At 72.6% G+C, this 24,421-nt stretch carries 22 protein-coding genes and 2 pseudogenes; 13 read left to right on the top strand and 11 right to left on the bottom strand.

What is annotated here, in order from left to right:
• Positions 1-99 precede the first annotated feature (99 nt).
• Positions 100-1,704 carry a potassium/proton antiporter gene (locus AC4BG9_RS12615; RefSeq protein WP_490571454.1) on the top strand — a complete coding sequence of 535 codons (1,605 nt, stop codon included), beginning with the start codon at positions 100-102 and terminating at the stop codon, positions 1,702-1,704.
• The gene (hsaB, locus tag AC4BG9_RS12610; RefSeq protein WP_490571453.1) at positions 1,634-2,182 is read left to right on the top strand and encodes a 3-hydroxy-9,10-secoandrosta-1,3,5(10)-triene-9,17-dione monooxygenase reductase subunit; all 549 of its coding nucleotides are present in this window, start codon (positions 1,634-1,636) and stop codon (positions 2,180-2,182) included. The genes AC4BG9_RS12615 and hsaB overlap by 71 nt, the downstream gene beginning before the upstream one ends.
• Here hsaB and AC4BG9_RS12605 read toward each other — a convergent pair.
• The 5 genes and pseudogenes from AC4BG9_RS12605 to AC4BG9_RS12585 form a co-directional block, all read right to left on the bottom strand.
• On the bottom strand, positions 2,167-2,796 hold the full coding sequence (locus AC4BG9_RS12605; protein ID WP_490571452.1) for a sulfotransferase family 2 domain-containing protein: 630 nt from the start codon (positions 2,794-2,796) through the stop codon (positions 2,167-2,169). The two genes, hsaB and AC4BG9_RS12605, sit on opposite strands and share 16 nt — an antisense overlap.
• Before the next feature lie 19 nt (positions 2,797-2,815).
• Positions 2,816-3,085: pseudogene (locus AC4BG9_RS12600) on the bottom strand (rhodanese-like domain-containing protein); the annotation flags it as partial.
• Positions 3,086-3,115: 30 nt separating this feature from the next.
• Positions 3,116-3,475 (bottom strand): annotated as a pseudogene (trxA, locus tag AC4BG9_RS12595) (thioredoxin); the annotation flags it as partial.
• A gap of 99 nt (positions 3,476-3,574) precedes the next feature.
• On the bottom strand, positions 3,575-4,276 hold the full coding sequence (locus AC4BG9_RS12590) for an MBL fold metallo-hydrolase (RefSeq protein ID WP_490571451.1): 702 nt from the start codon (positions 4,274-4,276) through the stop codon (positions 3,575-3,577).
• A 32-nt stretch (positions 4,277-4,308) separates the two neighbouring features.
• Complete coding sequence (locus AC4BG9_RS12585; protein ID WP_490571450.1) at positions 4,309-4,992, bottom strand: maleylpyruvate isomerase family mycothiol-dependent enzyme; 684 nt, start codon at positions 4,990-4,992, stop codon at positions 4,309-4,311.
• Between the two features lie 102 nt (positions 4,993-5,094).
• Between AC4BG9_RS12585 and uvrA the strand changes: the two genes are divergently transcribed.
• Positions 5,095-7,950 (top strand): excinuclease ABC subunit UvrA, encoded by a 2,856-nt coding sequence (gene uvrA, locus AC4BG9_RS12580; protein ID WP_490571449.1) that lies wholly within the window; start codon positions 5,095-5,097, stop codon positions 7,948-7,950.
• A 13-nt stretch (positions 7,951-7,963) separates the two neighbouring features.
• Here uvrA and AC4BG9_RS12575 read toward each other — a convergent pair whose 3' ends face one another.
• Positions 7,964-9,283, bottom strand: coding sequence for a tetratricopeptide repeat protein (locus AC4BG9_RS12575; RefSeq protein WP_490571448.1), 1,320 nt, complete (start codon positions 9,281-9,283; stop codon positions 7,964-7,966).
• 134 nt (positions 9,284-9,417) lie between these two features.
• Here AC4BG9_RS12575 and AC4BG9_RS12570 point away from each other — a divergent pair, with 134 nt between their 5' ends.
• The 10 genes from AC4BG9_RS12570 (at position 9,418) to AC4BG9_RS12525 (ending at position 18,461) form a co-directional block, all read left to right on the top strand.
• A complete protein-coding gene (locus AC4BG9_RS12570) occupies positions 9,418-9,840 on the top strand; it encodes a Rieske (2Fe-2S) protein (RefSeq protein WP_490571447.1) in 423 nt (140 codons plus the stop codon).
• A gap of 15 nt (positions 9,841-9,855) precedes the next feature.
• Positions 9,856-11,820, top strand: coding sequence for an excinuclease ABC subunit UvrC (gene uvrC, locus AC4BG9_RS12565; protein ID WP_490571446.1), 1,965 nt, complete (start codon positions 9,856-9,858; stop codon positions 11,818-11,820).
• The gene (rapZ, locus tag AC4BG9_RS12560) at positions 11,820-12,683 is read left to right on the top strand and encodes an RNase adapter RapZ (RefSeq protein WP_490571445.1); all 864 of its coding nucleotides are present in this window, start codon (positions 11,820-11,822) and stop codon (positions 12,681-12,683) included. The genes uvrC and rapZ overlap by 1 nt, the downstream gene beginning before the upstream one ends.
• 1 nt (position 12,684) lies before the next feature.
• On the top strand, positions 12,685-13,644 hold the full coding sequence (locus tag AC4BG9_RS12555) for a gluconeogenesis factor YvcK family protein (RefSeq protein WP_490571444.1): 960 nt from the start codon (positions 12,685-12,687) through the stop codon (positions 13,642-13,644).
• Positions 13,645-13,666: 22 nt separating this feature from the next.
• Entirely contained in the window at positions 13,667-14,653 is a 987-nt protein-coding gene (whiA, locus tag AC4BG9_RS12550; protein WP_490571443.1) for a DNA-binding protein WhiA, read from the top strand.
• A 129-nt stretch (positions 14,654-14,782) separates the two neighbouring features.
• Positions 14,783-15,778 (top strand): type I glyceraldehyde-3-phosphate dehydrogenase, encoded by a 996-nt coding sequence (gap, locus tag AC4BG9_RS12545; protein WP_490571442.1) that lies wholly within the window; start codon positions 14,783-14,785, stop codon positions 15,776-15,778.
• Between the two features lie 2 nt (positions 15,779-15,780).
• A complete protein-coding gene (locus tag AC4BG9_RS12540) occupies positions 15,781-16,980 on the top strand; it encodes a phosphoglycerate kinase (protein WP_490571441.1) in 1,200 nt (399 codons plus the stop codon).
• Between the two features lie 21 nt (positions 16,981-17,001).
• Complete coding sequence (gene tpiA / locus AC4BG9_RS12535) at positions 17,002-17,796, top strand: triose-phosphate isomerase (RefSeq protein WP_490571440.1); 795 nt, start codon at positions 17,002-17,004, stop codon at positions 17,794-17,796.
• A 28-nt stretch (positions 17,797-17,824) separates the two neighbouring features.
• Positions 17,825-18,061, top strand: a complete 237-nt coding sequence (gene secG, locus AC4BG9_RS12530) for a preprotein translocase subunit SecG (protein ID WP_490571439.1) — start codon at positions 17,825-17,827, stop codon at positions 18,059-18,061.
• A 40-nt stretch (positions 18,062-18,101) separates the two neighbouring features.
• Positions 18,102-18,461 carry an RNA polymerase-binding protein RbpA gene (locus tag AC4BG9_RS12525; protein ID WP_490571438.1) on the top strand — a complete coding sequence of 120 codons (360 nt, stop codon included), beginning with the start codon at positions 18,102-18,104 and terminating at the stop codon, positions 18,459-18,461.
• Here the strand turns inward: AC4BG9_RS12525 and pgl are convergent.
• Genes pgl through tal form a run of 5 tightly spaced genes read right to left on the bottom strand, consistent with a single transcriptional unit; the run spans position 18,458 to position 24,366 of the window.
• Positions 18,458-19,198 carry a 6-phosphogluconolactonase gene (gene pgl, locus AC4BG9_RS12520; protein WP_490571437.1) on the bottom strand — a complete coding sequence of 247 codons (741 nt, stop codon included), beginning with the start codon at positions 19,196-19,198 and terminating at the stop codon, positions 18,458-18,460. The genes AC4BG9_RS12525 and pgl overlap by 4 nt on opposite strands.
• Positions 19,195-20,106, bottom strand: coding sequence for a glucose-6-phosphate dehydrogenase assembly protein OpcA (locus AC4BG9_RS12515; RefSeq protein ID WP_490571436.1), 912 nt, complete (start codon positions 20,104-20,106; stop codon positions 19,195-19,197). The genes pgl and AC4BG9_RS12515 overlap by 4 nt, the downstream gene beginning before the upstream one ends.
• Complete coding sequence (gene zwf, locus AC4BG9_RS12510) at positions 20,103-21,629, bottom strand: glucose-6-phosphate dehydrogenase (RefSeq protein WP_490571435.1); 1,527 nt, start codon at positions 21,627-21,629, stop codon at positions 20,103-20,105. Before zwf ends, AC4BG9_RS12515 begins: the two co-directional genes overlap by 4 nt.
• On the bottom strand, positions 21,626-23,263 hold the full coding sequence (locus tag AC4BG9_RS12505) for a phosphoglucose isomerase-related protein (protein ID WP_490571434.1): 1,638 nt from the start codon (positions 23,261-23,263) through the stop codon (positions 21,626-21,628). Before AC4BG9_RS12505 ends, zwf begins: the two co-directional genes overlap by 4 nt.
• Positions 23,260-24,366, bottom strand: a complete 1,107-nt coding sequence (tal, locus tag AC4BG9_RS12500) for a transaldolase (RefSeq protein ID WP_490571433.1) — start codon at positions 24,364-24,366, stop codon at positions 23,260-23,262. The genes AC4BG9_RS12505 and tal overlap by 4 nt, the downstream gene beginning before the upstream one ends.
• Between the last annotated feature and the right edge of the window lie 55 nt (positions 24,367-24,421).

Genomic DNA, 24,421 nt, shown 5'->3' with positions numbered 1-24,421 from the left:
AGCCTCCACCGCGCCCGGCCGGCGTGTCCACGGGGGCCGGAAGTGGGGGCTCGATCCCATGGGCGGGGAAGCGGGCCGCCGGAGATCATGAGCGGCAGCATGGACCTCAACCTGACCATCGGCGCCGCCAGCCTCGTGCTCCTGACCGGGGTGGCTGCCGTGCGCATCTCGGCGCGTGCCGGGCTGCCCAGCCTGCTGCTCTACCTGGTCATCGGGCTGGCCATCGGCGAGTCCGGGCTCGGGCTGCAGTTCGAGGACCTCGAGCTCACCATGGTGCTCAGCACCCTGGCGCTGGCGGTGATCCTCGCCGAGGGCGGTTTCAGCACCCGGTGGGAGGTGATCCGCCCGGTCGTGGGGCTCTCCGGGCTGCTCGCCACCCTGGGCGTGGTGGTGAGCGTGGCCGTCACCGCGAGCATCGCCTACGTCGCCCTGGACGTCGACGTGCGCACGGCGCTGCTGCTCGGCGCGGTCGTCGGCTCGACGGACGCGGCGGCCACCTTCTCCATCATGCGGCGCCTGCCGGTCCGGCCCCGGATCCGCGCCACCCTCGAGGCAGAGTCCGGCTTCAACGACCCCCCGGTGATCATCCTGGTCACGGTGGTCGCCAGCGACGCGTGGTACCACGCCAACGGCCTGGAGATCGCCGGACTGGTCCTCTTCCAGCTGGTCACCGGCCTGGTCACCGGGCTGGTGGTGGCCTGGTGCGGCCAGTGGCTGCTCTCGCGCAGCGCGCTGCCCGCCGCCGGCCTCTACCCCCTGGCCACCTTCGCCATCATGTTCCTCGCGTTCGCCACGGCCGGGCTGCTCGGCGGCAGCGGCCTGATGGCGATCTACGTCGCCGGCCTCTGGCTGGGCAACGCCAGCCTGCCGCACCGCCAGGTGACGGCCGGCTTCGCCGACGGGCTGGGCTGGCTGGCGCAGATCGGCCTCTTCGTGCTCCTCGGCCTGCTGGCCAGCCCGGCCCGGCTGGCCGACGCCGTCGTCCCCGCCCTGATCGTGGGCGTGGGGCTCACCTTCGTCGCCAGACCGCTGTCGGTGGCGCTGTGCGCCGCGTGGTGGCGGGTCCCCTGGGGGCACCAGGTCTTCATCTCCTGGGCCGGTCTCAGGGGCGCGGTGCCCATCGTGCTCGCGACCATCCCCATCACCGAGGGGCTGCCGGAGGCCGAGCGCATCTTCGACGTCGTCTTCCTCCTGGTGACCGCGTTCGTGCTGATCCAGGCTCCGTCCCTGCCCTGGCTGGCCCGGCGGGTCGGGGTGGTGGTCGAGCGGGCGCAGGAGATCCAGGTCGAGTCGGCCCCGCTCGCCTCCCTGGACGCCAGCCTGCTGCAGTTCGAGGTGCCGCCCGGCTCCCGCCTGGCGGGCGTCTTCGCCGACGACCTGCGCCTGCCCTCGGGCGCCGTGCTGGCGCTGGTCGCCCGGGACGGTCGGGTCAGCACCCCGGACCGGCACACCTCGCTACGGCCCGGTGACCAGCTGCTGCTGGTGGTTCCCGAGCCTGTGCGCCGGCAGACCGAGAAGCGGCTGCAGGCGATCAGCCAGGACGGCCGGCTGGCGCTCTGGCTCCACGACCGCGTCGCCCGCGAGGGGGAGCCGCGCGCCCGGTCCCAACCGTCGACCCGGAAGAATAGGAGCCATGACGACGTACGCGCGGCTCAGGTGGCAGCCGGACGACGATCTCTACCCGGAGCCCGCCGACGCCGGTGACCTCGTCCGCTTCCGCGACGTGCTGGGCCGTTTCGCCAGCGGGATCACCGTGGTCACCGGGACCAACGGCGGAGTGCCGGTGGGGTTCACCTGCCAGAGCTTCGCCAGCCTCTCCCTGGACCCGCCCCTGGTGCTGTTCTGCCCCTCCCGCACGTCCCGGGCCTGGCCGTTGATCGCCCGCACGGGAGCCTTCTGCGTCAACGTGCTCGCGGCCGACCAGGCCGACGTCTCGCACGTGATGGCCAGCCGCGGCATCGACAAGTTCGCCCAGGTCGGCTGGGAGCCGTCGGCGCGGTCGGGCAGCCCGGTCCTCGACGGGGTGCTCGCCCACCTCGACTGCACGGTCGAGTCCGTGCACGACGGCGGCGACCACCACGTCGTCATCGGGCGGGTCCACGACCTGGAGGTCGACCGGGACGGCGAGGCGCTCCTCTACTTCAAGGGGGCCTACGGCAGCACCGCTCAGTCGAAGGTGTAGCCGAACTCGGCGAGGTCGCGCGCGTAGACCTCCGCGACGCGCTGCCGGGTGCGGTCGTCGTAGAAGTCCTGCCAGGGCCCGACGCTCCAGGTGTTGCGGCGGGGCGGCTCGACGACCGGCAAGCCGAGCCGCTGCTGGACCACCGCGAGGTCGGCGGCGAGGCGCTCGGTGCGCCCGACGTGGTCGGCGCGGCGGGTCCGGGTCTGCAGGAAGTCGATCTGCGGGGTCGCGAGCCGCTCGTGCTCGACCGTGCCGCGCAGGATGAACTCCTCGAAGGTGGAGTACTGGGCGACGGCGCGCCACAGCGGGTTGCCCCCGCGCGGACCGTCCTTCTCCACCTGGGGCTTGCCGGAGGCGGGACCCAGCCGGTGGTTCCAGCGGTCGATCATCGACCACCACGACACCATGCGGCTCCACGGGTTGCGGACGAAGCCGAAGGTCCAGTAGCCGGCCAGGCCGGGCTCCTGCTGGAGCACCCAGCGCAGCCGCGGATGACGGCGTGGCCCCAGGTCGCGCAGGTCGTCGGCGCCCTCGCGGACGACGCTCTCGACGGTCACCCCGCCCGTCTTGGGCACGTGGATGAAGAGCATCCGGTGGGCGTCGGAGATGAGCACCGGTGCAGGATATCGGTGCTCAGTGCTCCAGCGGCCAGCCCCGTGCCGCCCAGCCGCCCGTGCCGCCGGCGACGTTGACGGCGTCGATGCCCTGGGCGCGGAGGAACTCCACGACCTGGCGGCTGCGGTTGCCGCTCTGACAGATCACCAGCACCCGGCCCTCGGGCAGCTCGGAGATCCGCTCGGGCACCTGTCCCATGGGGATGCTGCGTGCGCCGGGCACGTGCCCGGCGGTGTACTCGTCGGGCTCCCGCACGTCGAGCACGAAGGCCCCGTCGGAGTGCTCGGCGGCGAACTGGTCGAGGTCGACCTCGGCGGCGGACTCGGCCTCCGCGACCTGACGGCGCACGTCGTCCATGTCCAGGCTGCGCACCCCGTCGATCAGCTGCTCCAGGGCCGGGGGCGGCAGCGCGCCCGGCTGGGAGAAGACCAGGATGCCGTCGCGGAAGGCCATCAGGGTGGGGATCGAGGTGATCTGCGCCATCGCGGCCAGCTCCCGCTGGGCCTCGGTGTCGACCTTGGCGAAGACGATGTCGTCGTGCTTCTCCGAGGCCTTCTCGAAGACGGGGGCGAACTGGCGGCACGGGCCGCACCACTCGGCCCAGAAGTCGACCAGCACGATGCCGGGGGCGGTCACGGCGGTCTCGAAGTCCTGTTGGGTCAGCTCACGTGTTGCCATGGCTTCGACGTTACCCGCCGGCGGGGTGAGGAGCCGGCGGGGGCCGAGGGCGGCCAGGGGGTCGGCGGCCGGGGTCAGGCGTCCCCGGCCCCCGCGGACTCACCAGCCGCGGGCCCGCCACTGCGCCAGGTCGGGCCGCTGCTCGCCGAGGCGCCCGTCGTCCCCGTGGCCGGGGTAGAACCAGGTGTCGTCCCCCAGGCGGTCGAAGATCTTCTCCTCGACGTCGCCGAGCAGCCGGGTGAAGGCGGCCGGGTCGCCGAAGGTGGACCCGACGCCGCCGGGGAAGAGGCAGTCGCCGGTGAAGAGGTGGGAGTGGCCCTCGGGGTCGTCGTAGCGCAGGCAGACCGAGCCGGGGGTGTGCCCTGCCACCGCGACCACCTCCAGCTCGGCGTCGCCGACCCGGACCCGGTCGCCGTCCTCGAGCCGACGGTCGACGGCCACCCCGGTCTGCTCGGTCACCGCCGCCGCGTCGGGCGCTCCCACCAGGACCCGGGCGCCGGTGGCGGCCACCACCTCGGCGAGCGCCCGGTGGTGGTCCCAGTGCTGGTGCGTGGTGACCACCGACTCCAGGCCGGCGTCGCCGACCAGCTCGAGCAGCCGCCCGGCCTCGGCAGCCGCGTCGACCAGCAGCTGGGTGCCGGTTGCGCGGCAGCGCAGGAGGTAGCAGTTGTTGCTCATCTCCGGGTCGACGGCCAGCTTGGTGATCGACAGGTGGGTGAGCTCGCGGGTCTGCGGGGGGCCGCCTGGGGTCACCTCCCCGGTGTAGTCGTCCTGGGGGTGCGCGCCGGTGGGGTCGTCCATGTCTCCTCGATTCCTGCTGGTCTCTCGCCGGGTCACCAGGGTGGCAGGGGCGGCAGGCCGTCGGGGGCGTGGACCCCCTCGCCGGCCCCGCGTCCGCTCAGCCACCAGGCCAGGTCCGCGGCCCGGCCGGAGACGGCGGGTCCACCCTCGCCGGCGGACCAGGTGCGCCCCAGGTCGGTGGCGCGCAGGGTCAGGGGAGCCTGCCTGCGCAGGCGGGGGGCGAGCACGTCGAGGACCGTCCCGGCGACCTCGGCGGGCAGGTCCGCGACCTGCCGGCCGGCGGCCAGGTCGACGTGGTGGAGGGCGACCTCGACCAGCCGCTTCGCGGGCACCTGGGCCACGGTGAACGTGGTCGCGCCGGGCGCCCACTCCAGTCGGGTGTCCCACTCGTCCCCGCGGACCGCCCCCAGTGCGTCGCCCAGCACGGTGGTGCTGGCCAGGAACCGGGCGCGCAGCTCGGCGAGGCCGGCCGAGGAGAGCTCGTCGATGTCGGTGTCGCGCGCCTGCGCGGAGGCGTACTGGGGGACCGCCTCGCCCCGCCGGGCCCCTTCCACGGCGCGGGCCAGGCCCTCCGCGTTGAGTGCGAGGTGCGCCACCACGTGGGCCCGGCTCCAGCCGGGCAGACCGGAGTCCGCGGCCAGCATGGGGGCGTCGAGGGAGTCGACGGTGCGCACCAGGGCGGCGGTCTCGGCCTGCAGCTGCTCGGACACGGTCATGGTGACATTCAACACCCCCCGGGCTCCGGGGCGGCTCCCCGTTCTTGGCCCCGCTTGGTAACATGGCGAACACGTGTTCGAACGACGTGTGGGGATCCTTCTGTGACCGATCAGCTCATCATCCGGGGTGCCCGGGAGCACAATCTCAAGGACGTCTCGCTCGACCTGCCGCGCGACTCCCTGATCGTCTTCACCGGTCTCTCCGGCTCCGGCAAGTCGTCCCTGGCCTTCGACACGATCTTCGCCGAGGGCCAGCGCCGCTACGTGGAATCGCTCTCCGCCTACGCCCGGCAGTTCCTCGGCCAGATGGACAAGCCGGACGTCGACTTCATCGAGGGGCTCTCGCCCGCGGTCTCGATCGACCAGAAGTCCACCTCCAAGAACCCCCGCTCCACGGTCGGCACGATCACCGAGGTCTACGACTACCTCCGCCTCCTCTACGCCCGTGCGGGGCGTCCGCACTGCCCCACCTGCGGGGCGCCGATCGAGCGGCAGACGCCGCAGCAGATCGTCGACCGGGTGCTCGCCATGGAGGAGGGCCGCCGGTTCCAGGTGCTGGCCCCGGTCGTCCGCGGACGCAAGGGCGAGTACGTCGAGCTCTTCCGCGCCCTGCAGTCCCAGGGGTTCAGCCGCGCCCGGGTCGACGGGGAGACCCACCAGCTCGACGCGCCGCCCACGCTGGACAAGCAGCGCAAGCACAACATCGAGGTGGTCATCGACCGCCTGGCGGTCAAGGAGTCGTCCAAGCGGCGGCTGACCGACTCGGTGGAGACCGCCCTCCAGCTCGCCGACGGCCTGGTGGTGCTCGACTTCGTCGACCTCGACGAGTCGGACCCCGGGCGCGAGGTCCGCTTCTCGGAGCGGATGGCCTGCCCCAACGACCACGCCATCGACACCGACGACCTCCAGCCGCGCTCCTTCTCCTTCAACTCGCCCTTCGGCGCCTGCCCGGAGTGCCACGGCATCGGCACCCGGATGGAGGTCGACCCCGACCTGGTGGTGCCCAACCCGCAGGCCACCCTGGGGGAGGGGGCCATCCAGCCGTGGAGCGGCGCCCACGTGGCCGACTACTTCCTGCGGTTGATGGGCGCCCTGGGCGACGAGCTCGGCTTCGACCTCAACACCCCCTGGGAGGAGCTCCCGGCCAAGGCGCGCAAGGCGATCCTGCGCGGGCACCCGACCAAGGTGCACGTGGTGACGCGCAACCGCTACGGCCGCCAGCGCTCCTACTACGCGGAGTTCGAGGGGGTCGGTCAGTACATCGAGCGGCGCCACGAGGACGCCGAGACCGACACCAGCCGGGAGCGCTTCGAGGGCTTCATGCGCGAGGTGCCGTGCCCCGCGTGCCAGGGCAGCCGGCTCAAGCCGGTCTCGATGGCGGTCACGTTGGGCGGGCTCTCGATCGCCGAGCTCTGCGCCCTGCCGATCAACGAGACCGCGGACTTCCTGCGTTCGGTGGAGCTGAGCGACCGGGAGCGGCAGATCGCCGAGCGGGTGCTCAAGGAGATCCAGGAGCGGCTCCAGTTCCTGCTCGACGTCGGGCTCGACTACCTCTCCCTCAACCGGCCTTCCGGGTCGCTCTCTGGCGGCGAGGCCCAGCGCATCCGGCTCGCCACCCAGATCGGCGCCGGACTGGTGGGCGTCCTCTACGTCCTCGACGAGCCCTCGATCGGGCTGCACCAGCGCGACAACATGAGGCTGATCGAGACCCTGGTGCGGCTCCGCGACCTCGGCAACACCCTGATCGTGGTGGAGCACGACGAGGACACCATCAGGGCGGCCGACTGGGTCGTCGACATCGGTCCCGGTGCCGGTGAGCACGGCGGCCAGGTGGTCCACTCGGGGTCGGTCGCCGACCTGCTCTCCCACCCCGACTCCGCGACCGGCGCCTACCTCTCCGGCCGGCGGGAGATCCCGGTGCCCGACGTGCGGCGGCCCCGCACCAAGGGCCGCGAGCTCGTGGTCAAGGGGGCCAAGGAGCACAACCTGCGCAACGTGGACGTCGCCTTCCCGCTGGGCATGTTCACCGCCGTCACCGGCGTCTCCGGCTCGGGCAAGTCGACCCTGGTCAACGACATCCTCTACACCTCCCTGGCCAAGCAGATCTACAACGCCCGGACGGTGCCCGGACGCCACCGCACCATCACCGGGATCGACCAGGTGGACAAGGTCATCCACGTCGACCAGTCGCCCATCGGCCGCACCCCGCGCAGCAACCCGGCCACCTACACCGGTGTCTTCGACCACGTCCGCAAGCTGTTCGCGCAGACCCCCGAGGCCAAGATGCGCGGCTACCTCCAGGGCCGGTTCTCCTTCAACGTCAAGGGCGGCCGCTGCGAGGCGTGCCAGGGCGACGGCACGATCAAGATCGAGATGAACTTCCTGCCCGACGTCTACGTCCCCTGCGAGGTCTGCCACGGCGCCCGCTACAACCGGGAGACGCTGGAGGTCCACTACAAGGGCAAGACGATCGCCGACGTGCTCGACATGCCGATCGAGGAGGCCGCGGAGTTCTTCGCCGCGGTGCCCGCGATCGCCCGGCACATGAAGACGCTGACCGAGGTGGGGCTGGGCTACGTGCGGCTGGGGCAGCCGGCGACCACCCTGTCGGGCGGCGAGGCACAGCGCGTGAAGCTGGCCAGCGAGCTGCAGAAGCGCTCCACCGGACGGACCGTCTACGTCCTCGACGAGCCGACCACGGGTCTCCACTTCGAGGACATCCGCAAGCTGCTGCTGGTGCTGGGCCGCCTCGTCGACCAGGGCAACACCGTGCTGGTCATCGAGCACAACCTCGACGTCATCAAGACCGCCGACTGGATCATCGACATGGGTCCCGAGGGCGGGTCCCGCGGCGGGATGGTGGTCGCCGAGGGCACCCCCGAGCAGGTGGCCGCCGACCCGACCAGTCACACCGGCAGGTTCCTGGCGCCGCTGCTCGACGGCGTCCTGCGCCGCTGAGGGTGCTGCCGCGTCAGACGGTGGTCGTCCCGGTCGGGGCGTGGTGCCGGTGCCCGCTCCTCGTGCACCGGCCCCGCCAGGCCCGGTCGCGAGGTGACTCGCGCCGGTCCAGCCGGTCGTCGAGCACCTGACGGGCCTCGTCGAGGCGGTCGGCCCGCAGCAGGGCGGCGATCCTGATCTCCTCGAGCACCTCGCGCTGGGCGTCGGAGCCTCCCAGTCGCCAGGTCCGGTCCGCGACGGCCTCGAGGCAGTCGGCGGCGAGCCCGGGCAGGCCCCGCGCCAGGACGACGAGCGCGTGCGCCACCGGGGCCACGACCTCGCGGTGCACGGGGTGGGCGTGGCGCTCGCTGTGCCGCGCCAGCGCCCGGAGCCCCGCGACGTCCTCGGTGGCGAGCAGGACGACGGCCGCGTGCATGGCCACGAACGGGGTGGGCGGGCTGAGCAGGGTGCCGCGGCCGACCGAGGCGATCACGTCGTCGAGGCCCGGCACCTCCTCGCCGTCCGCGGTCAGGGCCCACCGCAGGAGCAGGGAGCCGGTGTCGACCAGGGCACGGCAGCCCAGGGCCCGGTCCGGGCCCAGCTGGGTGGCGTGGCGCCGGCGCACCGCCGCGGTGTCGCCGAGGCTGAGCTCGTGCAGGGCCGCGTGCCAGGAGAAGTGGCTCAGGTCGACCGCGGAGCTGCCGTCGCCGGCCACCCACGAGTCCATCCAGGCGAGTCCGTCGCGGTGGTCGCCGGTCTCGTAGTGGGCGTGGGCGCGGGCGTGCGCCGAGTGGCCGGCCGAGGGCTCCACCGCCAGGGAGCGGCAGGCGAGCTCCATCGCGTCGTCGAAGCGGCGCTGCTCCTGCCGCACGAAGGCCAGCAGCCCCTGGCACCACCAGTGGTCGCCGTACGCCGGGGCCGCGCCCTCGACGATCGCCCACGCCTCGGCGGGGACCTGGGTGACGCCCGCGAAGGCGATGGTGGGCACCGCGGAGGAGAGCAGCAGGGCGTCGCGGGGGTGCTCGGCGAGGTGGCGGAGCAGGGGAGCGGAGTCGCCGGCGACGTGCGCCAGCACGCTGTGCACGTGGGAGCGCTCACGGTCGGTGCCGCGCCGGGCGTGCAGCTCGGCGTCCCGGAGCCGGGCGGGCAGGTCGACCGGGAGGCACATCTCGTGGGCGAGCAGCGCGAGCGTGGAGTGGGCCAGGGCGAAGGTGGGGTCCAGGGCCAGGGCCTGGGAGACCAGCTCCGCGCCTCCCCGCTCGAGCTTCAGCAGGCGCAGCAGGCCCGCCGACCAGGCGTTCGCTGCCTCGGGGCTCGTGGTGAGGGGGAGCCCGAACGGGTCGTGACACGGCATGAAAGGAGAGTAACTGACTCGACTTTAATTGGGGAGCCTGTCGGCGTGTCCCGTCCCGGCGTCCGGCCGGGGCCGGCTTGGGCCGAGCGCTAGTCTGCGGTCGGTCCTCCTCCCTCGACCCTCAAGGAGCCGCCGTGAGCACCCAGGGCATCAGCAGACGCCGCGCGCTCGGAGGTGCCGTGGCGGCCGGGGTGGGGGCGCCGCTGCTGGCGGCCTGCGGCGACGAGTCGCGCTCGGAGCGGGTGGCCCCGGTGCCGGAGACCAAGGCGGGCGAGGTGCTCGGCTCGACCGGCGACGTGGCCGTCGGTGCCTGCGCGGTCTACCCCGACCGCAAGGTGGTGGTCACCCAGCCCACCGAGGGGACCTTCAAGTGCTTCTCCGCGGTGTGCCCGCACCAGGGGTGCACCGTCTCCTCCAGCAGCGAGGGGCACATCCCCTGCACCTGCCACGGCAGCAGCTTCTCGCTCGAGGACGGCTCCGTGCTCGAGGGACCCGCCAAGACGGCGCTGCCCGAGGTGGACATCACCGTCACCGGGGACACCATCACCATGGCCTGACCGTAGGCTGGGCGCATGGCTCAACCCGCGTCGTACCGTCCCGCGGCAGGGACGATCCCGACGCAGCCGGGGGTCTACCGGTTCCGGGACAAGCGCGGCCGCGTGATCTACGTCGGCAAGGCCAAGAACCTCCGCTCCCGACTGTCCTCCTACTTCCAGGACATCGGCAACCTCCACCCGCGCACCGCCTCGATGGTGACCACCGGGGCCAGCGTGGAGTGGACGGTGGTGCGCACCGAGGTCGAGGCGCTCCAGCTGGAGTACTCGTGGATCAAGGAGTTCGATCCCCGCTTCAACGTCAAGTACCGCGACGACAAGTCCTACCCCTGGCTGGCGGTCACCGTGGGCGAGGAGTTCCCCCGGGTGATGGTGGGGCGCGGGGCCAAGAAGAAGGGGACGCGCTACTTCGGTCCCTACGGCCACGCGTGGGCGATCCGCGAGACCGTCGACCTGCTGCTGCGGGTCTTCCCGATGCGCTCGTGCAGCGCGGGGGTCTTCAAGCGCTCGGCACAGATAGGCCGGCCCTGCCTGCTGGGCTACATCGACAAGTGCAGCGCACCGTGCGTCGGCGCGGTCAGCGCCGAGGAGCACCGGCGCATCGTCGAGGACTTCTGCGACTTCATGGCCGGCAACACCACGGCGTTCGTCAAGCGGGTCGAGCGGGAGATGTACGCCGCCTCCGAGGCGATGGACTTCGAGAAGGCGGCCCGCCTCCGCGACGACCTGGGGGCCCTCAACAAGGCCCTGGAGAAGCAGGCCGTGGTGCTGGGCGACGGCACCGACGCCGACGTGGTGGCCCTGGCCGAGGACCCGCTCGAGGTGGCCGTCCAGGTCTTCCACGTGCGGGGCGGGCGCATCCGCGGCCAGCGCGGGTGGGTCGCCGACCGGATGGCCGAGGGCGGCACCGCCCACCTGGTCGAGGAGTTCCTGCTCCAGCTCTACGGCGGGGAGTCGGAGTCGATCCCCCGCGAGGTCCTGGTCCCCGAGCTCCCGGAGGACGTGGGCACCATGGAGGAGCTGCTCAGCTCGCTGCGCGGCAGCCGGGTGAGGGTCCGGGTGCCGCAGCGCGGCGACAAGAAGGCGCTGATGGAGACGGTGGCCCGCAACGCCGCCCAGTCCCTGGCGCTGCACAAGACCAAGCGTGCCAGCGACCTGACCACCCGCAACCTGGCGCTGGAGGAGATCCAGAAGGCGCTCGGCCTCGAGGAGGCCCCGCTGCGGATCGAGTGCTACGACGTCTCCAACCTCCAGGGGACCGAGGTGGTGGCCTCGATGGTGGTCTTCGAGGACGGCCTGCCGCGCAAGGGGGAGTACCGGCGGTTCGTGATCCGCGGCGTCGAGGGCCAGAACGACGTGGCCTCCATGCACGAGGTGATCACCCGCCGGTTCCGGCGGCTGCTCGACGAGCAGGCGCGCTCCACCGAGGTGGTGACCGACTCCGGGCCGATGCTGGTCGACCCGGACACCGGGCGGCCGCGCAAGTTCGCCTACGCCCCGGGGCTGGTGGTGGTCGACGGCGGACCGCCGCAGGTGAGCGCCGCGCGCCAGGCGCTGGCCGAGCTCGGGATCGACGACGTCCCGGTCTGCGGCCTGGCCAAGCGGCTCGAGGAGGTCTGGGTGCCCGGCGAGGAGGACCCGTTGATCCTGCCGCGCACCAGCGAAGGGCTCTACCTGCTCCAGCGCATCCGGGACGAGGCCCACCGTTTCGCCATCACCCACCACCGGGCCCGCCGGTCGGCCACCATGGTGGAGAGCGTGCTCGACGACGTGCCGGGGCTCGGCGAGGTGCGCCGCAAGGCGCTGCTGCGACACTTCGGCTCGTTGAAGAAGCTGCGGCAGGCCGACGTCGCCCAGATCGCCCAGGTGCCCGGGATCGGCCCGGCCACCGCCACGGCGATCAAGGAGGCGGTGGCCGCGACACCGGGGCGCAGCGCCGGACCACGGATCAACACCGCCACGGGCGAGATCGAGGAGGACTGATGAAGCAGCCGGCCGAGCTGGTGATCATCACCGGGATGACGGGCGCCGGGCGCAGCACCGCGGCCAAGGAGCTGGAGGACCTGGGCTACTTCGTGGTCGACAACCTGCCTCCGACCCTGGTCCGGGACGTGGTGCGCCTGGTCGACGACAGCAGGGGGACCAGCCAGCCGATCGCCGTGGTGGTCGACGTCCGGTCGGGGTCCTTCTTCACCAGCCTCGCGGCCAACCGGCACCAGCAGGCCACCGGGCGGCCGACCAGCCTGGTCTACCTCGACGCGAGCGACGACGTGCTGGTGCGGCGCCAGGAGGCCGTCCGGCGGCCCCACCCGCTGCAGGGCAGCGGTCGCCTGATCGACGGACTGACCAGGGAGCGCAAGGTGCTCGAGGAGATCCGCGGCGGAGCGGACCTCGTGATCGACACCACCGCCCTCAACGTGCACCAGCTGACCGACCGGATCGCCGGGCACTTCGGCTCGCCCGCGGCGCGGAGCCTCAAGGTCCAGGTCGTCAGCTTCGGCTTCAAGTACGGCATCCCGGTCGACGCAGACTTCGTCGCCGACATGCGCTTCCTGCCCAACCCGCACTGGATCCCCGAGCTGCGGCCGCAGAACGGGCGCGACGCGCCGGTGGCCGAGTTCGTGCGCAACCAGCCGGGCGCCGCGGAGTTCCTGGCCGGCTACCTGCCGGTGCTCGAGATCGCCGCCACCGGCTACCAGCGCGAGGGCAAGAGGTTCATGACCATCGCCGTCGGCTGCACCGGCGGCAAGCACCGCAGCGTCGCGATGACCGAGGAGGTCGTCGCCCGCCTCTCCGCGTCCGGGTACGACGTACGGGCCATGCACCGTGACCTCGGGCGGGAGTGACGTGGAGCGCCTCGACACCTCCGTCGTGGCGCTCGGTGGGGGGCACGGGCTCCATGCCAGCCTGTCGGCGCTGCGTGAGGTCGCCCGCGAGGTGACCGCCGTCGTCACGGTCGCCGACGACGGGGGCTCGTCGGGGCGCCTGCGCCGCGACTTCGACGTGCTGCCTCCCGGCGACCTGCGGATGGCCCTCTCGGCCCTGTGCGGCGACGACGACTGGGGTCGCACCTGGATGCAGGTCCTCCAGCACCGCTTCGACGGCGACGGCGAGCTGCGGGGTCACGCGCTGGGCAACATGCTCATCGTCGGTCTCTGGGACCTGCTCGGCGACCCGGTGGCCGGGCTCGACATGGTCGGGCGGCTGCTGGGCGCCCGGGGCCGGGTGCTGCCGATGTCGACCGTGCCCATCGACATCACGGCCCAGGTGGAGGGCCCGGACGGCCCGGAGGTGGCGCACGGGCAGGTGGAGGTGGCGACCGCGCGGGGCCGGATCAGGTCGGTGGCGCTGTCGCCCCCGGAGCCCCCGACGTGCCTCGAGGCGCTGCGCGCCGTCGAGGACGCCGACTGGGTGGTGCTGGGGCCGGGCTCGTGGTTCACCTCGGTGATCCCGCACCTGCTCCTCCCGGAGCTGCGCCGGGCGATCGTCTCGCGAGGGGCGCGGCTGGTCGTCGTGCTCAACCTCCAGCCCCAGGACGGCGAGACCGGCGGCTTCAGCCCGGCCGACCACCTGGCGGTGCTCAGGGAGCTCGCGCCCGAGCTCCGGGTCCACACCGTGCTGGCCGACACGTCCGCGGTCGGCGCCTCGGGCCCCGAGCTCGCCGAGCAGGTGCGCGCCCTGCACGGGGAGCTGGCGGTCGCCGACGTCGCCGCCGAGCCGGGCGGCAGCGCCCACGACCCCGCGCGGCTCGCGGCCGCGCTGCGCACGGTGCTGGCCAGTGTGGGGGAGTCGCCCACGGGTCGTTGACCCACATGGCAGGATCTGCCCCATGGCGATGACGGCACAGGTGAAGGCAGAGCTGGCCAGCACCGCGATCACCAAGACCTGCTGCCGCAAGGCCGAGGTGGCCTCGATGCTCCGGTTCGCCGGTGGCCTCCACATCGTCAGCGGCAAGATCGTGGTCGAGGCCGAGCTCGACACGGGCGCGGCGGCCCGACGGCTGCGCCGCGACGTCTCCGAGGTCTACGGGCACCAGTCCGACGTGGTGATGGTCCAGGGCAACGGCCTGCGCAAGGGCAGCCGCTACCTCGTCCGGGTGGTCAAGGACGGCGAGGCGCTGGCCCGGCAGACCGGCCTGCTCGACCCGCGCGGCCGGCCCGTGCGCGGGCTGCCGCCCGCCGTGGTCTCCGGCGGTGGCTGCGACGCCGTCGCCGCGTGGCGCGGCGCCTTCCTGGCCCACGGCTCCCTCACCGAGCCCGGCCGGTCCTCCTCCTTGGAGGTCACCTGCCCGGGCCCGGAGGCCGCCCTCGCCCTGGTGGGCGTGGCCCGTCGGCTCGGCATCTCGGCGAAGGCCCGCGAGGTCCGCGGGGTCGACCGCGTGGTCATCCGCGACGGCGACGCGATCGGCGCGCTGCTCACCCGCCTGGGCGCCCACGAGACCCTGATGGCCTGGGAGGAGCGGCGGATGCGCCGCGAGGTCCGGGCGACCGCCAACCGCCTCGCCAACTTCGACGACGCCAACCTGCGCCGCTCCGCGCGGGCCGCCGTCGCCGCCGGCGCCCGCGTCGAGCGCGCCCTGGAGATCCTCGGGGACGAGGTGCCCGACCACCTCAAGCTCGCCGGCCACCTGCGCCTCGAGCACAAGCAGGCCTCCCTGGAGGAGCTCGGCCAGCTGCACGAGCCGGTGCTGACCAAGGACGCGATCGCCGGCCGGATCCGGCGGCTGCTGGCGATGGCCGACAAGCGCGCGGAGGAGCTCGGCATCCCCGACACCGAGGCGTCGCTGACCCCCGACATGCTCGCCGAGGAAGCCTGAATCCAGGCGCCACTCCGGCCCCCGTCGAGGACGGTCCGAGGTCCATCGAGGATGCCCCGGGGTAGGTGTTGAGGTGCGCGCGATAGGGTCGTGGACGCTCGTCGACCATCGCTACTCCAGGAGTCAATTGTGACTGTCCGTGTGGGAATCAACGGCTTCGGCCGGATCGGCCGCAACTTCTTCCGCGCCGTGCGCGCCTCGGGTGCCGACATCGAGATCGTCGGGGTCAACGACCTGACCGACAACGCCTCGCTGGCTCACCTGCTCAAGTACGACTCCATCCTCGGCAGGCTGGACGCCGACGTCTCGTCCACCGAGTCGGCCATCCGGGTGGGTGACCAGGAGATCGCCGCCTTCGCCGAGCGGAACCCGGCCGACCTCAAGTGGGGCGACCTCGGTGTCGACGTCGTCGTGGAGTCCACCGGCTTCTTCACCGACGCCACGAAGGCCAAGGCGCACCTCGACGGCGGTGCCAAGAAGGTCATCATCTCGGCGCCCGCCAAGAACGAGGACATCACCGTGGTGATGGGGGTCAACCACGAGCTCTACGACCCGGAGAAGCACCACGTCATCTCCAACGCCTCCTGCACCACCAACTGCCTCGCGCCGATGGCGAAGGCGCTCAACGACGAGTTCGGCATCGTCAAGGGCCTGATGACGACCATCCACGCCTACACCGCCGACCAGAACCTGCAGGACAACATCCACAAGGACCTGCGCCGGGCCCGGGCCGCCGCGCTCAACATCGTCCCCACCTCGACCGGTGCGGCCAAGGCGATCGGCCTGGTCCTCCCCGAGCTCAAGGGCAAGCTCGACGGCTTCGCGCTGCGCGTGCCCACCCCCACCGGCTCCGCCACCGACCTCACCTTCGAGGCCGGCCGCGAGACCAGCGTGGAGGAGGTCAACGCCGCGATCGAGAAGGCCGCCGACGGACGCTTCCTGAAGTACTCCACCGACCCGATCGTCTCCACCGACATCACCACCGACCCGGCGTCGTGCATCTTCGACGCCCCGCTGACCAAGGTCATCGGCAACCAGGTCAAGGTCATCGGCTGGTACGACAACGAGTGGGGCTACTCCAACCGCCTCGTGGACCTGATCGACCACGTCGGCAGCACCCTCTGACCGTGTCGGGACTCGAGACGCTAGGCGACCTGCGGGGCCGGCGGGTCCTGGTCCGTTCGGACCTGAACGTCCCCCTGGACGAAGGCCGGATCACCGACGACGGCCGGATCCGGGCGAGCGTGCCGACGATCCGCAAGCTCAGCGACGCGGGCGCCCGGGTCGTGGTGACCGCGCACCTCGGCCGCCCCAAGGGCGCACCGGACCCGGCCTACTCGCTGGGTCCGGTGGCGGCGCGGCTCGCTGAGCTGCTCGGTCGCCCTGTCTCCTTCGCCGAGGACACGGTCGGGCCGAGCGCCCGGCGTGTGGTGGCCTCGCTCGGGGACGGCGACGTGGCCCTGCTGGAGAACCTCCGCTTCAACGAGGGCGAGACCAGCAAGGACGACGCCGTGCGGGGTGCCTTCGCCGACGAGCTGGCGAGCCTCGCCGACGCCTACGTCTCGGACGGCTTCGGCGTGGTCCACCGCAAGCAGGCGAGCGTCTACGACGTGGCGACCCGCCTGCCGAGCGCCATGGGCGGTCTGGTCGAGTCCGAGATCGAGGTGCTGCGCCGACTGACCGTGGATCCCGAGCGCCCCTACGTGGTGGTGCTGGGCGGGTCCAAGGTCTCGGACAAGCTGGGCGTGATCGACAACCTGCTCGACAAGGCCGACCGGCTGCTGATCGGCGGCGGCATGGTCTTCACCTTCCTCAAGGCCCAGGGCCACGAGGTGGGCAGGAGCCTGCTGGAGGAGGACCAGCTCGACACCTGTCGGCGCTACCTCGCCGAGGCCGCCGAGCGTGGGGTCGAGCTGGTGCTGCCCACCGACATCGTGGTGGACACCGCGTTCCCCTCCGGGGACCGCGAGCCCCAGCCGGTGGTGGTGCCGGCCGCCGAGATCCCGGCCGACGCGCTGGGTCTCGACATCGGCCCGGAGTCCGCGGCGGCCTTCGCCGCGGCCCTGGCCGACGCCCGGACCGTCTTCTGGAACGGCCCCATGGGGGTCTTCGAGGTGCCGGCCTTCGCCGAGGGCACCCGCACCGTGGCCGAGGCGCTGACCCGGGTCCAGGGGCTCTCGGTCGTCGGTGGCGGGGACTCCGCCGCCGCGGTGCGCGCCCTGGGCTTCGACGAGGCCGCCTTCGGCCACATCTCCACCGGTGGAGGGGCCAGCCTGGAGTTCCTCGAGGGCAAGGACCTCCCCGGCATCTCCGTGCTCGAACGCTGACGACGACAAGGAACCCTGCTGATGGCTCCCACCCGCACCCCGCTGATGGCGGGGAACTGGAAGATGAACCTCAACCACCAGGAGGCGGTGGTCCTGGTCCAGAAGCTCGCCTGGACGCTGTCGGACAAGAAGCACGACTTCTCCCGGGTCGAGGTCGTCGTCGTCCCGCCGTTCACCGACCTGCGCTCGGTGCAGACCCTGGTGGACGGCGACCGGCTCCAGCTGAAGTACGGCGCCCAGGACGTCTCGGTGCACGAGAGCGGCGCCCACACCGGCGACATCTCCGCCGGGATGCTGGCCAAGCTCGGCTGCTCCTACGTGGTGGTGGGCCACTCGGAGCGTCGCCAGGACCACCACGAGTCGGACGAGACGGTCAACGCCAAGGCCCACCGGGCCCTCGAGGCGGGGATGACGCCGATCGTCTGCGTCGGGGAGGGGCTCGAGGTCCGCCAGGCCGGCCGGCACGTCGAGCACACGCTGAGCCAGGTCGAGGGCTCGCTCGCGGGCTTCTCGCCCGAGCAGGTCGCCGGGCTGGTCGTGGCCTACGAGCCCGTCTGGGCCATCGGCACCGGGGAGGTGGCCACGCCCGAGGACGCGCAGGAGGTCTGCGGAGCCATCCGGGAGCGGCTGCGGGAGCGCTACGGCGACGAGGCGGCCGACGGCTGCCGGATCCTGTACGGCGGTTCGGTGAAGGCGGCCAACGTGGCCGGCATCATGGAGAAGCCCGACGTCGACGGTGCGCTGGTCGGCGGAGCGAGCCTCCAGGCCGACGAGTTCGGCGGCATCTGCCGTTTCCATGACATGCCTGTCCTCTGATCACCCCCGACTGACGTAGGCTGCCCTCGTGATTCTGCTCTTTCAGTCCCTGCTCATCCTGACGAGCCTGATCCTCATCCTCCTGGTGCTGCTGCACAAGGGGCGTGGGGGCGGCATGTCCGACATGTTCGGTGGTGGCATGTCCAGCACCCTCGGCGGCTCCTCGGTGGCCGAGCGCAACCTGGACCGGTTCACCGTCGGAGTGGGAGTCGTCTGGTTCGCCTGCATCGTGGCGCTCGGACTGCTGATGGCGTACGGATCCTGAAAATGTAAATAGCTTCATTTCTCTTCTGGGAGGGACAGAGATGGCTGGTGGAGGAAGCGCGATCCGGGGTAGTCGGGTCGGGGCAGGGCCGATGGGAGAGGCCGAACGGGGGGAGGCGGCGCCGCGTCAGGCGGTCACCTACTTCTGCTCGCACGCACACCGCTCGGTGGTGACCTTCGCCGTCGAGGCGATCGCACCGGAGGCGTGGGACTGCCCGAAGTGCGGCCTGCCGGCCAGCATGGACCGGGACAACCCGCCGCCGCCGCCCAAGATCGAGCCCTACAAGACGCACCTGGCCTACGTGAAGGAGCGGCGCTCCGACGCGGAGGCGGCCGACATCCTCAACGAGGCCGTGCAGCTGCTGCGCAGCCGGCGCAAGTCGGGCGACGTCATCTTCTAGGCCACGCCGTCGCGGCCGGGCGAGGCCGCGACCTCGTCGAGGAGCCACAACGTCTCCTGTCGCCCCCGCACTCCGCGGGCCGGGCACTCGGCGAGCGGCCCCGTGCTGCGGGCCGCCGCCACCGCCGCGGCCTTCGACTCGCCGCTGGCGAGGAACCAGACCGCATCGGCACGGTTGAGCGCCTCGAAGGTGAGGCTGACGCGTCGGGGCGGCGGCTTGGGGGAGTCGGTGACGGCGACGGTGCTGTGCGACCGGACATCGAGCCCGGGGTGGCCCGGGAAGAGCGAGGCGACGTGCCCGTCCGGGCCCACGCCGAGCATGACCAGGTCGAAGCCGGCAGGACCGAGCTCGTCGAGCATGCCGGCGTAGGTCTCCGCGGCGGCCGCGACGTCGGCGACGTCGTCGGCCGACGGCACCTCGTGCACCCGACGGGGGTCGACCCCGAGGTGGTCCAGCATGGCGCGGCGTGCCTGGAGGGCGTTGCGGTCCTCGGAGGCGCCGGCCACGAACCGCTCGTCGCCCCACCAGAACGAGACCCGGGACCAGTCGACCGGGGCGTCCGTGCGACGGGCCACCTCACGGTGGACGAGGTCGGCGATCGACCCACCGGTGAGGCACACCCTGGGGTCGCGCCCGGCCGCCTGCAGCTCCTCGAGCCTGGCCAGGAGCCTGCTGGCGACCTCGCCGGCCAGCGAGGCGGCGTCCGGGGCCACCTCGAGATCGCCCCGCGCGCTCATCGCGGCCCCTCGCGCTCGGCCAGGTGGGCCACCGTCTCGGCGTAGATGTCGTCCTCGTCGAGCCGGCGCAGCTCCTCGGCCAGCAGCTCCGGCACGGGGCGCAGCGGCAGCGCGACCGGGCGGTCCGGGGAGCCGGGCGTGGAGAGGGTGCCGTGCTTGCCGTCGGGGCGGGTGATCCGCACCGGGCCCTGCCGTGTCTCCAGCACCACCTCGGTGATCCCCGGACCCTGGGACCGGTGTCGGGCCACGTCGACGCCGAGCCGGCTGGAGAGCCAGGCGATCATCAGCTCGGCCGAGGGGCTGATCCGCTCCGCGGTGACCGAGGCGCCGGTGACCTTGGCCGGGAACTGGTCGAGGGCGGCGGCCAGCAGCGCCCGCCAGGGCGTCAGCCGGGTCCACGCGAGGTCGGTGTTGCCCCGGGTGTAGGCGAGGCACTGCTCGGCGAGGGCGCGCTGCTTGCCCCGGCTGACGGCTGCGGTGTCGGTGATCCGCCGCTGCGCCAGGGCGCCGAGCCGGTCGCCCGCCGGGTCGGGCGGGGCGTCGACCGGCCACCACACGGCCACGGGGGAGTCGGGCAGGAGGAGCGGCAGCACCACCGACTCGTCGTGCTCCACCACCTCGCCACTGAGGCGGATCAGCGCCGTCTCGCCGCTCCACCCGGCACCGATGCCGAGCCTGGCGTCGACCCGGGAGGCGCCCCGGGTGCTCCCCAGGATCACCCCCAGCACCCGCGCGGGATGCTCGTGGGAGGCGTGCTGGACGTCCTTCATCGCCTGCTCGGCGTGGTCCTCGGGAGCCACCACGATCAGGGTCATCACCATGCCCATGGCGGGGCTGCCCGACAGGGCGCGCTGGCGCATGAGCTCCGCAGAGATGGCCGAGGCGGTGGTGTCCTTCAGCTCGATCACGGTCGCCTCCAGGTCCGTCCGTCGCGGGCCAGCATCTCGTCGGCCGAGGGCGGGCCCCAGGTGCCGGACTCGTAGGCCTCCGGCGCGCCCTTCCGGGCCCAGTGCGCGATGATCGGGTCGAGGATCTTCCAGGACAGCTCGACCTCCTCGTGGCGGGGGAAGAGCGGCGGGTCGCCGAGCAGCACGTCGAGGATCAGCCGCTCGTAGGCCTCCGGGGAGGTCTCGGTGAAGGTGCCGCCGTAGACGAAGTCCATGGACACGTCCCGGATCTCCATCGAGGTCCCCGGCACCTTCGAGCCGAAGCGCACGGTCAGGCCCTCGTCGGGCTGCACCCGGATCACCAGGGCGTTCTGGGTCAGCTCCTCGGTGGAGTGCTTGCCGAAGGGCACGTGCGGCACCCGCTTGAAGACCACCGCCACCTCGGTCACCCGGCGCCCCAGCCGCTTGCCGGCGCGCAGGTAGAACGGCACCCCGGCCCAGCGCCGGTTCTCCACCTGGAGGGTGACCGCGGCATAGGTCTCGGTGGTGGAGTCGGCCGGGATGCCTTCCTCCTGGAGGAAGCCGGGGACCTTCTCCCCGCCCGCCCAGCCCTCGGCGTACTGCCCCCGGGCCGTGGAGCGGGTCAGCGACCGGGGCAGGACGACCGAGGAGAGCAACTTCTCCTTCTCGACCCGCAGGGACTCCGCCTCGAACGACCGGGGCTCCTCCATCGCCACCAGGGCCATGAGCTGGAGGAGGTGGTTCTGGATCACGTCGCGGGCCGCGCCGATGCCGTCGTAGTAGCCGGCACGGCCACCGATCCCGATGTCCTCGGCCATGGTGATCTGCACGTGGTCGACGTAGTGGGAGTTCCACAGGGGCTCGAACATCGAGTTGGCGAACCGCAGCGCCAGGACGTTCTGGACGGTCTCCTTGCCCAGGTAGTGGTCGATGCGGAAGACCGAGCCGGACGGGAAGACCCGGTCCAGGACCTGGTTGAGCTCGCGGGCCGAGGCCAGGTCGTGCCCGAACGGCTTCTCCACCACCACCCGCCGCCACGAGCTGGTGCTCTCGGCGAGACCGTGCTTCTGGAGCTGGGTGACCACGTCGCCGAACAGGCCCGGGGGGATCGCGAGGTAGAAGGCGTGGTTGCCCCCCGTGCCGCGCTCCTGGTCGAGCAGCTGCAGGGTGTTGCGGAGCAGGTCGAAGGCCACGTCGTCGTCGAACTCGCCGGGGACGAACCGGAAGCCGTCGGCGAGCTGGTCCCACACCTCCTGGCGGAACTCCGTGCGCGCGTGCTCACGGACGGCGTCCCGGACGATTTCGGCGAAGTCCTGGTCCTCCCACTCCCGGCGGGCGAAGCCGACGAGGCTGAAGCCCGGGGGCAGCAGACCTCGGTTGGCCAGGTCGTAGACGGCCGGCATGATCTTCTTGCGCGACAGGTCCCCGGTGACCCCGAAGAGCACCATGCTGCAGGGTCCGGCGATCCGCGGGAGCCTCCGGTCCCGCGGGTCGCGCAGCGGGTTGTGCCGCTCTGCGCTCACGACGGGGCCAGCACGGTCACCAGCGCGGCCAGGTCGGCGGGGGAGGCCAGGTGCAGGCGCAGCACCGGGGAGCCCTTCGCGGCGAGCACCTGAGCGTCGCCGACGGCCTGGGCCAGCAGGAACTCGTGGAAGGTGAAGGGGCGTCCCGGGACGGCCAGGTCGGCCTCGGGCTGGGTCGTGACCTGGAGGAAGGCCCCGGTGGTGGGCCCGCCCTTGTGGTACTGGCCGGTGGAGTGCAGGAAGCGCGGCCCCCACCCGAAGGTCACCGGCCGGCCGGTGCGGGTCGCCAGCGCGGGGCGCACCGGGAGCAGAGCCACGTCGCGGAGGCGGTCCAGGTAGGCCTGGACGGCCAGGTAGCCGCGCTCCTCGTCGACCTGGGCGAGCAGGGCCGCCACGGCGTCGGCCACCGTGCTGGTCCCCTCCGGCAGCCACCCCGGCGAGGCGAAGACCGTCACCGCTCCGTCGACGAAGGCCGGCGCCGGGGAGTCGGAGGAGCCCTCGAGCATCTCGCGGGCCGCGGACTTCGCGCTCTCCACGTCGGGCTGGTCGAAGGGGTTGATGCCGATCACGCCGCCGGCGACGGCGGTGGCGGTCTCCCACAGCAGCAGCTGGGCGCCCAACGGCCCGTCGACGGCGGCCGACCAGCCGGAGGTCGCGGGCCACTCACCCTGCGCGGGGCCGAAGCTGACCAGGAGCGAGTCCTCGGTGGACGGGGTCCAGTTGGGGGTCTGCATCCGCTCCACCACCACCGGGAGGATGCCCTTGCCGTCCTTGCCGGTGGACTCCGCGACGAGCTGCTCGACCCAGTCGCCGAACCCGGGGTAGGCGGAGCCGCCGTCGGCGAGCACCAGCTTGTCGACGTCGCGGGTCGCCGTCAGCCCCAGCAGGGCGCCCAGGCGCAGGGCCGGGTTGGCCACCTCGTCGACCGCCAGCGCGGGACGCAGGGCCTCGGCCTCGGAGAGCAGGGCGCCGACGTCGGCCCCGGCCAGCGCGCTCGGGACCAGGCCGAAGGCGGTCAGCGCGGAGAAGCGCCCCCCGACGTCGGGGTCGGAGCGGAAGACCCGGTAGCCGGCCTCGGTGGCGGCGACGTCGAGGGGAGAGCCCGGGTCGGTCACCACCACGAGGCGCTCGGCGGGATCGATCCCGGCGTCGGCGAAGGCCTTCTCGAAGGCCCGCTTCTGGCTGTCGGTCTCGACGGTGCCACCCGACTTGGAGCTGACGACGACGACCGTGCGCGCGATGTCGGTCTCCAGGGCGCGGCGGACGAAGTCTGGATCGGAGGAGTCGACGACCGTCAGCTCGACGCCGGCGGCCGCGCAGATCACCTCGGGAGCCAGGGACGAGCCGCCCATGCCGCACAGCACGACCCGGTCGAGGCCGCGGCCGCGCAGCTCGTCGCGGAGCGCCTCGGCCTCGGCCACGACGGGGGCGGAGGTGACCGGCAGGTCGACCCAGGCCAGCCGCTTGGCGGCCTCCTCCTCGGCGGCCTCGCCCCACAGGGCCGGGTCCTGCGCGGCGAGGCGGCTGGCGACCCGACCGGCGACCAGGTCGCCGAGGACCGCGTCGAACGCCTCGGGATTGGCCAGTCCCAGGCTCAGGGACACCCCGGTGGCCTCGAGGCCCGCGCCGCTCACGAGCGACCGGCCTGGTCGAGCTGGCCCTGGACGGTGTCGAGCAGCTCCTGCCAGGAGGCGAGGAACTTGTCGACGCCCTCCTTCTCCAGGACCGCGATCACGTCGTCGTAGACGACACCGGCCTCGGCGAGCGAGCCCATCGTGGCCTCGGCGTCGTCGTACTGGGTGGTGACCTGGTCGCCGAGCACCTCGCCGTGGTCGGCGAAGGCCTCCAGGGTCTTCTCCGGCATCGTGTTGACGGTGCCTGGCACCACCAGGTCGGTGACGTACATGGTGTCGCGGTAGTCGGGGTTCTTGACCCCGGTCGAGGCCCACAACGGTCGCTGCCGCCGCGCTCCGGCCTCGGCCAGGGCGGCCCAGCGCTCGCTGGTGAAGAACTCCTGGAAGGCCTGGTGCGCGAGCCGCGCGTTGGCGACCCCGGCGCGGCCGAAGAGCGAGGGGTCGGCCCCGGCCGCCTCCAGCCGCTTGTCGACCTCGGTGTCGACCCGGGAGACGAAGAAGGAGGCCACGGAGTGGATCCGGGAGAGGTCGTGCCCGTTGTCGCGGGCCAGCTCCAGCCCGGCGGCGTAGGCCTCCATCACCTCCTGGTAGCGGGCCAGGCCGAAGATCAGCGTGACGTTGACGCTGATCCCCTCGCCCAGCGCCGCGGTGATGGCCGGGCCGCCCTCGGTCGTCGCGGGGATCTTAACCAGCAGGTTCTCCCGGTCCACCTCCGTCCACAGCTCCTTGGCCGAGGCCACCGTGGCCTCGGTGTCGAAGGCCAGGGTGGGCGCGACCTCGATGGAGACGCGACCGTCGACCCCGTCGGTGGCCTCCCAGACCGGCCGCAGCAGGTCGCAGGCGTCCCGGACGTCGCCGGTGGTCAGGGCGAAGACCGTCGCGTCGACGTCGGCACCGTCCGCGGCGAGCCTGCGGACGGCCCCGTCGTAGCGCTCCCCGTCGGCCAGCGCGGCCGCGAAGATCGACGGGTTCGTGGTGACACCCGTGACGGAGGACCCGGCGACCAGCTCGGCGAGGTTGCCGGTCTCGAGACGCTCCCGGGAGAGGTCGTCGAGCCAGATCGAGACCCCGGCCTCGGCCAGGGACTTCAGACGTTCGGACATGTGGTGTGCCTCCGGTGTGGGTCGCTGGTCGGTGCCAGGTGCGGTGCCTGGATCG

The sequence above is a fragment of the Nocardioides sp. Z40_12 genome (genome assembly GCF_058215795.1).
This window is presented reverse-complemented; position numbering and strand designations above follow the sequence as displayed.

What these genes read in the sequence shown, in the direction of transcription:
- AC4BG9_RS12615 (WP_490571454.1), top strand. Translation starts at nt 100, where the DNA reads ATGGACCTCAACCTGACCATCGGCGCCGCCAGCCTCGTGCTCCTGACC.
- hsaB (WP_490571453.1), top strand. Translation starts at nt 1,634, where the DNA reads ATGACGACGTACGCGCGGCTCAGGTGGCAGCCGGACGACGATCTCTAC.
- AC4BG9_RS12590 (WP_490571451.1), bottom strand. Translation starts at nt 4,276, where the DNA reads ATGGACGACCCCACCGGCGCGCACCCCCAGGACGACTACACCGGGGAG.
- AC4BG9_RS12585 (WP_490571450.1), bottom strand. Translation starts at nt 4,992, where the DNA reads ATGACCGTGTCCGAGCAGCTGCAGGCCGAGACCGCCGCCCTGGTGCGC.
- AC4BG9_RS12575 (WP_490571448.1), bottom strand. Translation starts at nt 9,283, where the DNA reads ATGCCGTGTCACGACCCGTTCGGGCTCCCCCTCACCACGAGCCCCGAG.
- uvrC (WP_490571446.1), top strand. Translation starts at nt 9,856, where the DNA reads ATGGCTCAACCCGCGTCGTACCGTCCCGCGGCAGGGACGATCCCGACG.
- rapZ (WP_490571445.1), top strand. Translation starts at nt 11,820, where the DNA reads ATGAAGCAGCCGGCCGAGCTGGTGATCATCACCGGGATGACGGGCGCC.
- whiA (WP_490571443.1), top strand. Translation starts at nt 13,667, where the DNA reads ATGGCGATGACGGCACAGGTGAAGGCAGAGCTGGCCAGCACCGCGATC.
- tpiA (WP_490571440.1), top strand. Translation starts at nt 17,002, where the DNA reads ATGGCTCCCACCCGCACCCCGCTGATGGCGGGGAACTGGAAGATGAAC.
- AC4BG9_RS12525 (WP_490571438.1), top strand. Translation starts at nt 18,102, where the DNA reads ATGGCTGGTGGAGGAAGCGCGATCCGGGGTAGTCGGGTCGGGGCAGGG.
- pgl (WP_490571437.1), bottom strand. Translation starts at nt 19,198, where the DNA reads ATGAGCGCGCGGGGCGATCTCGAGGTGGCCCCGGACGCCGCCTCGCTG.
- tal (WP_490571433.1), bottom strand. Translation starts at nt 24,366, where the DNA reads ATGTCCGAACGTCTGAAGTCCCTGGCCGAGGCCGGGGTCTCGATCTGG.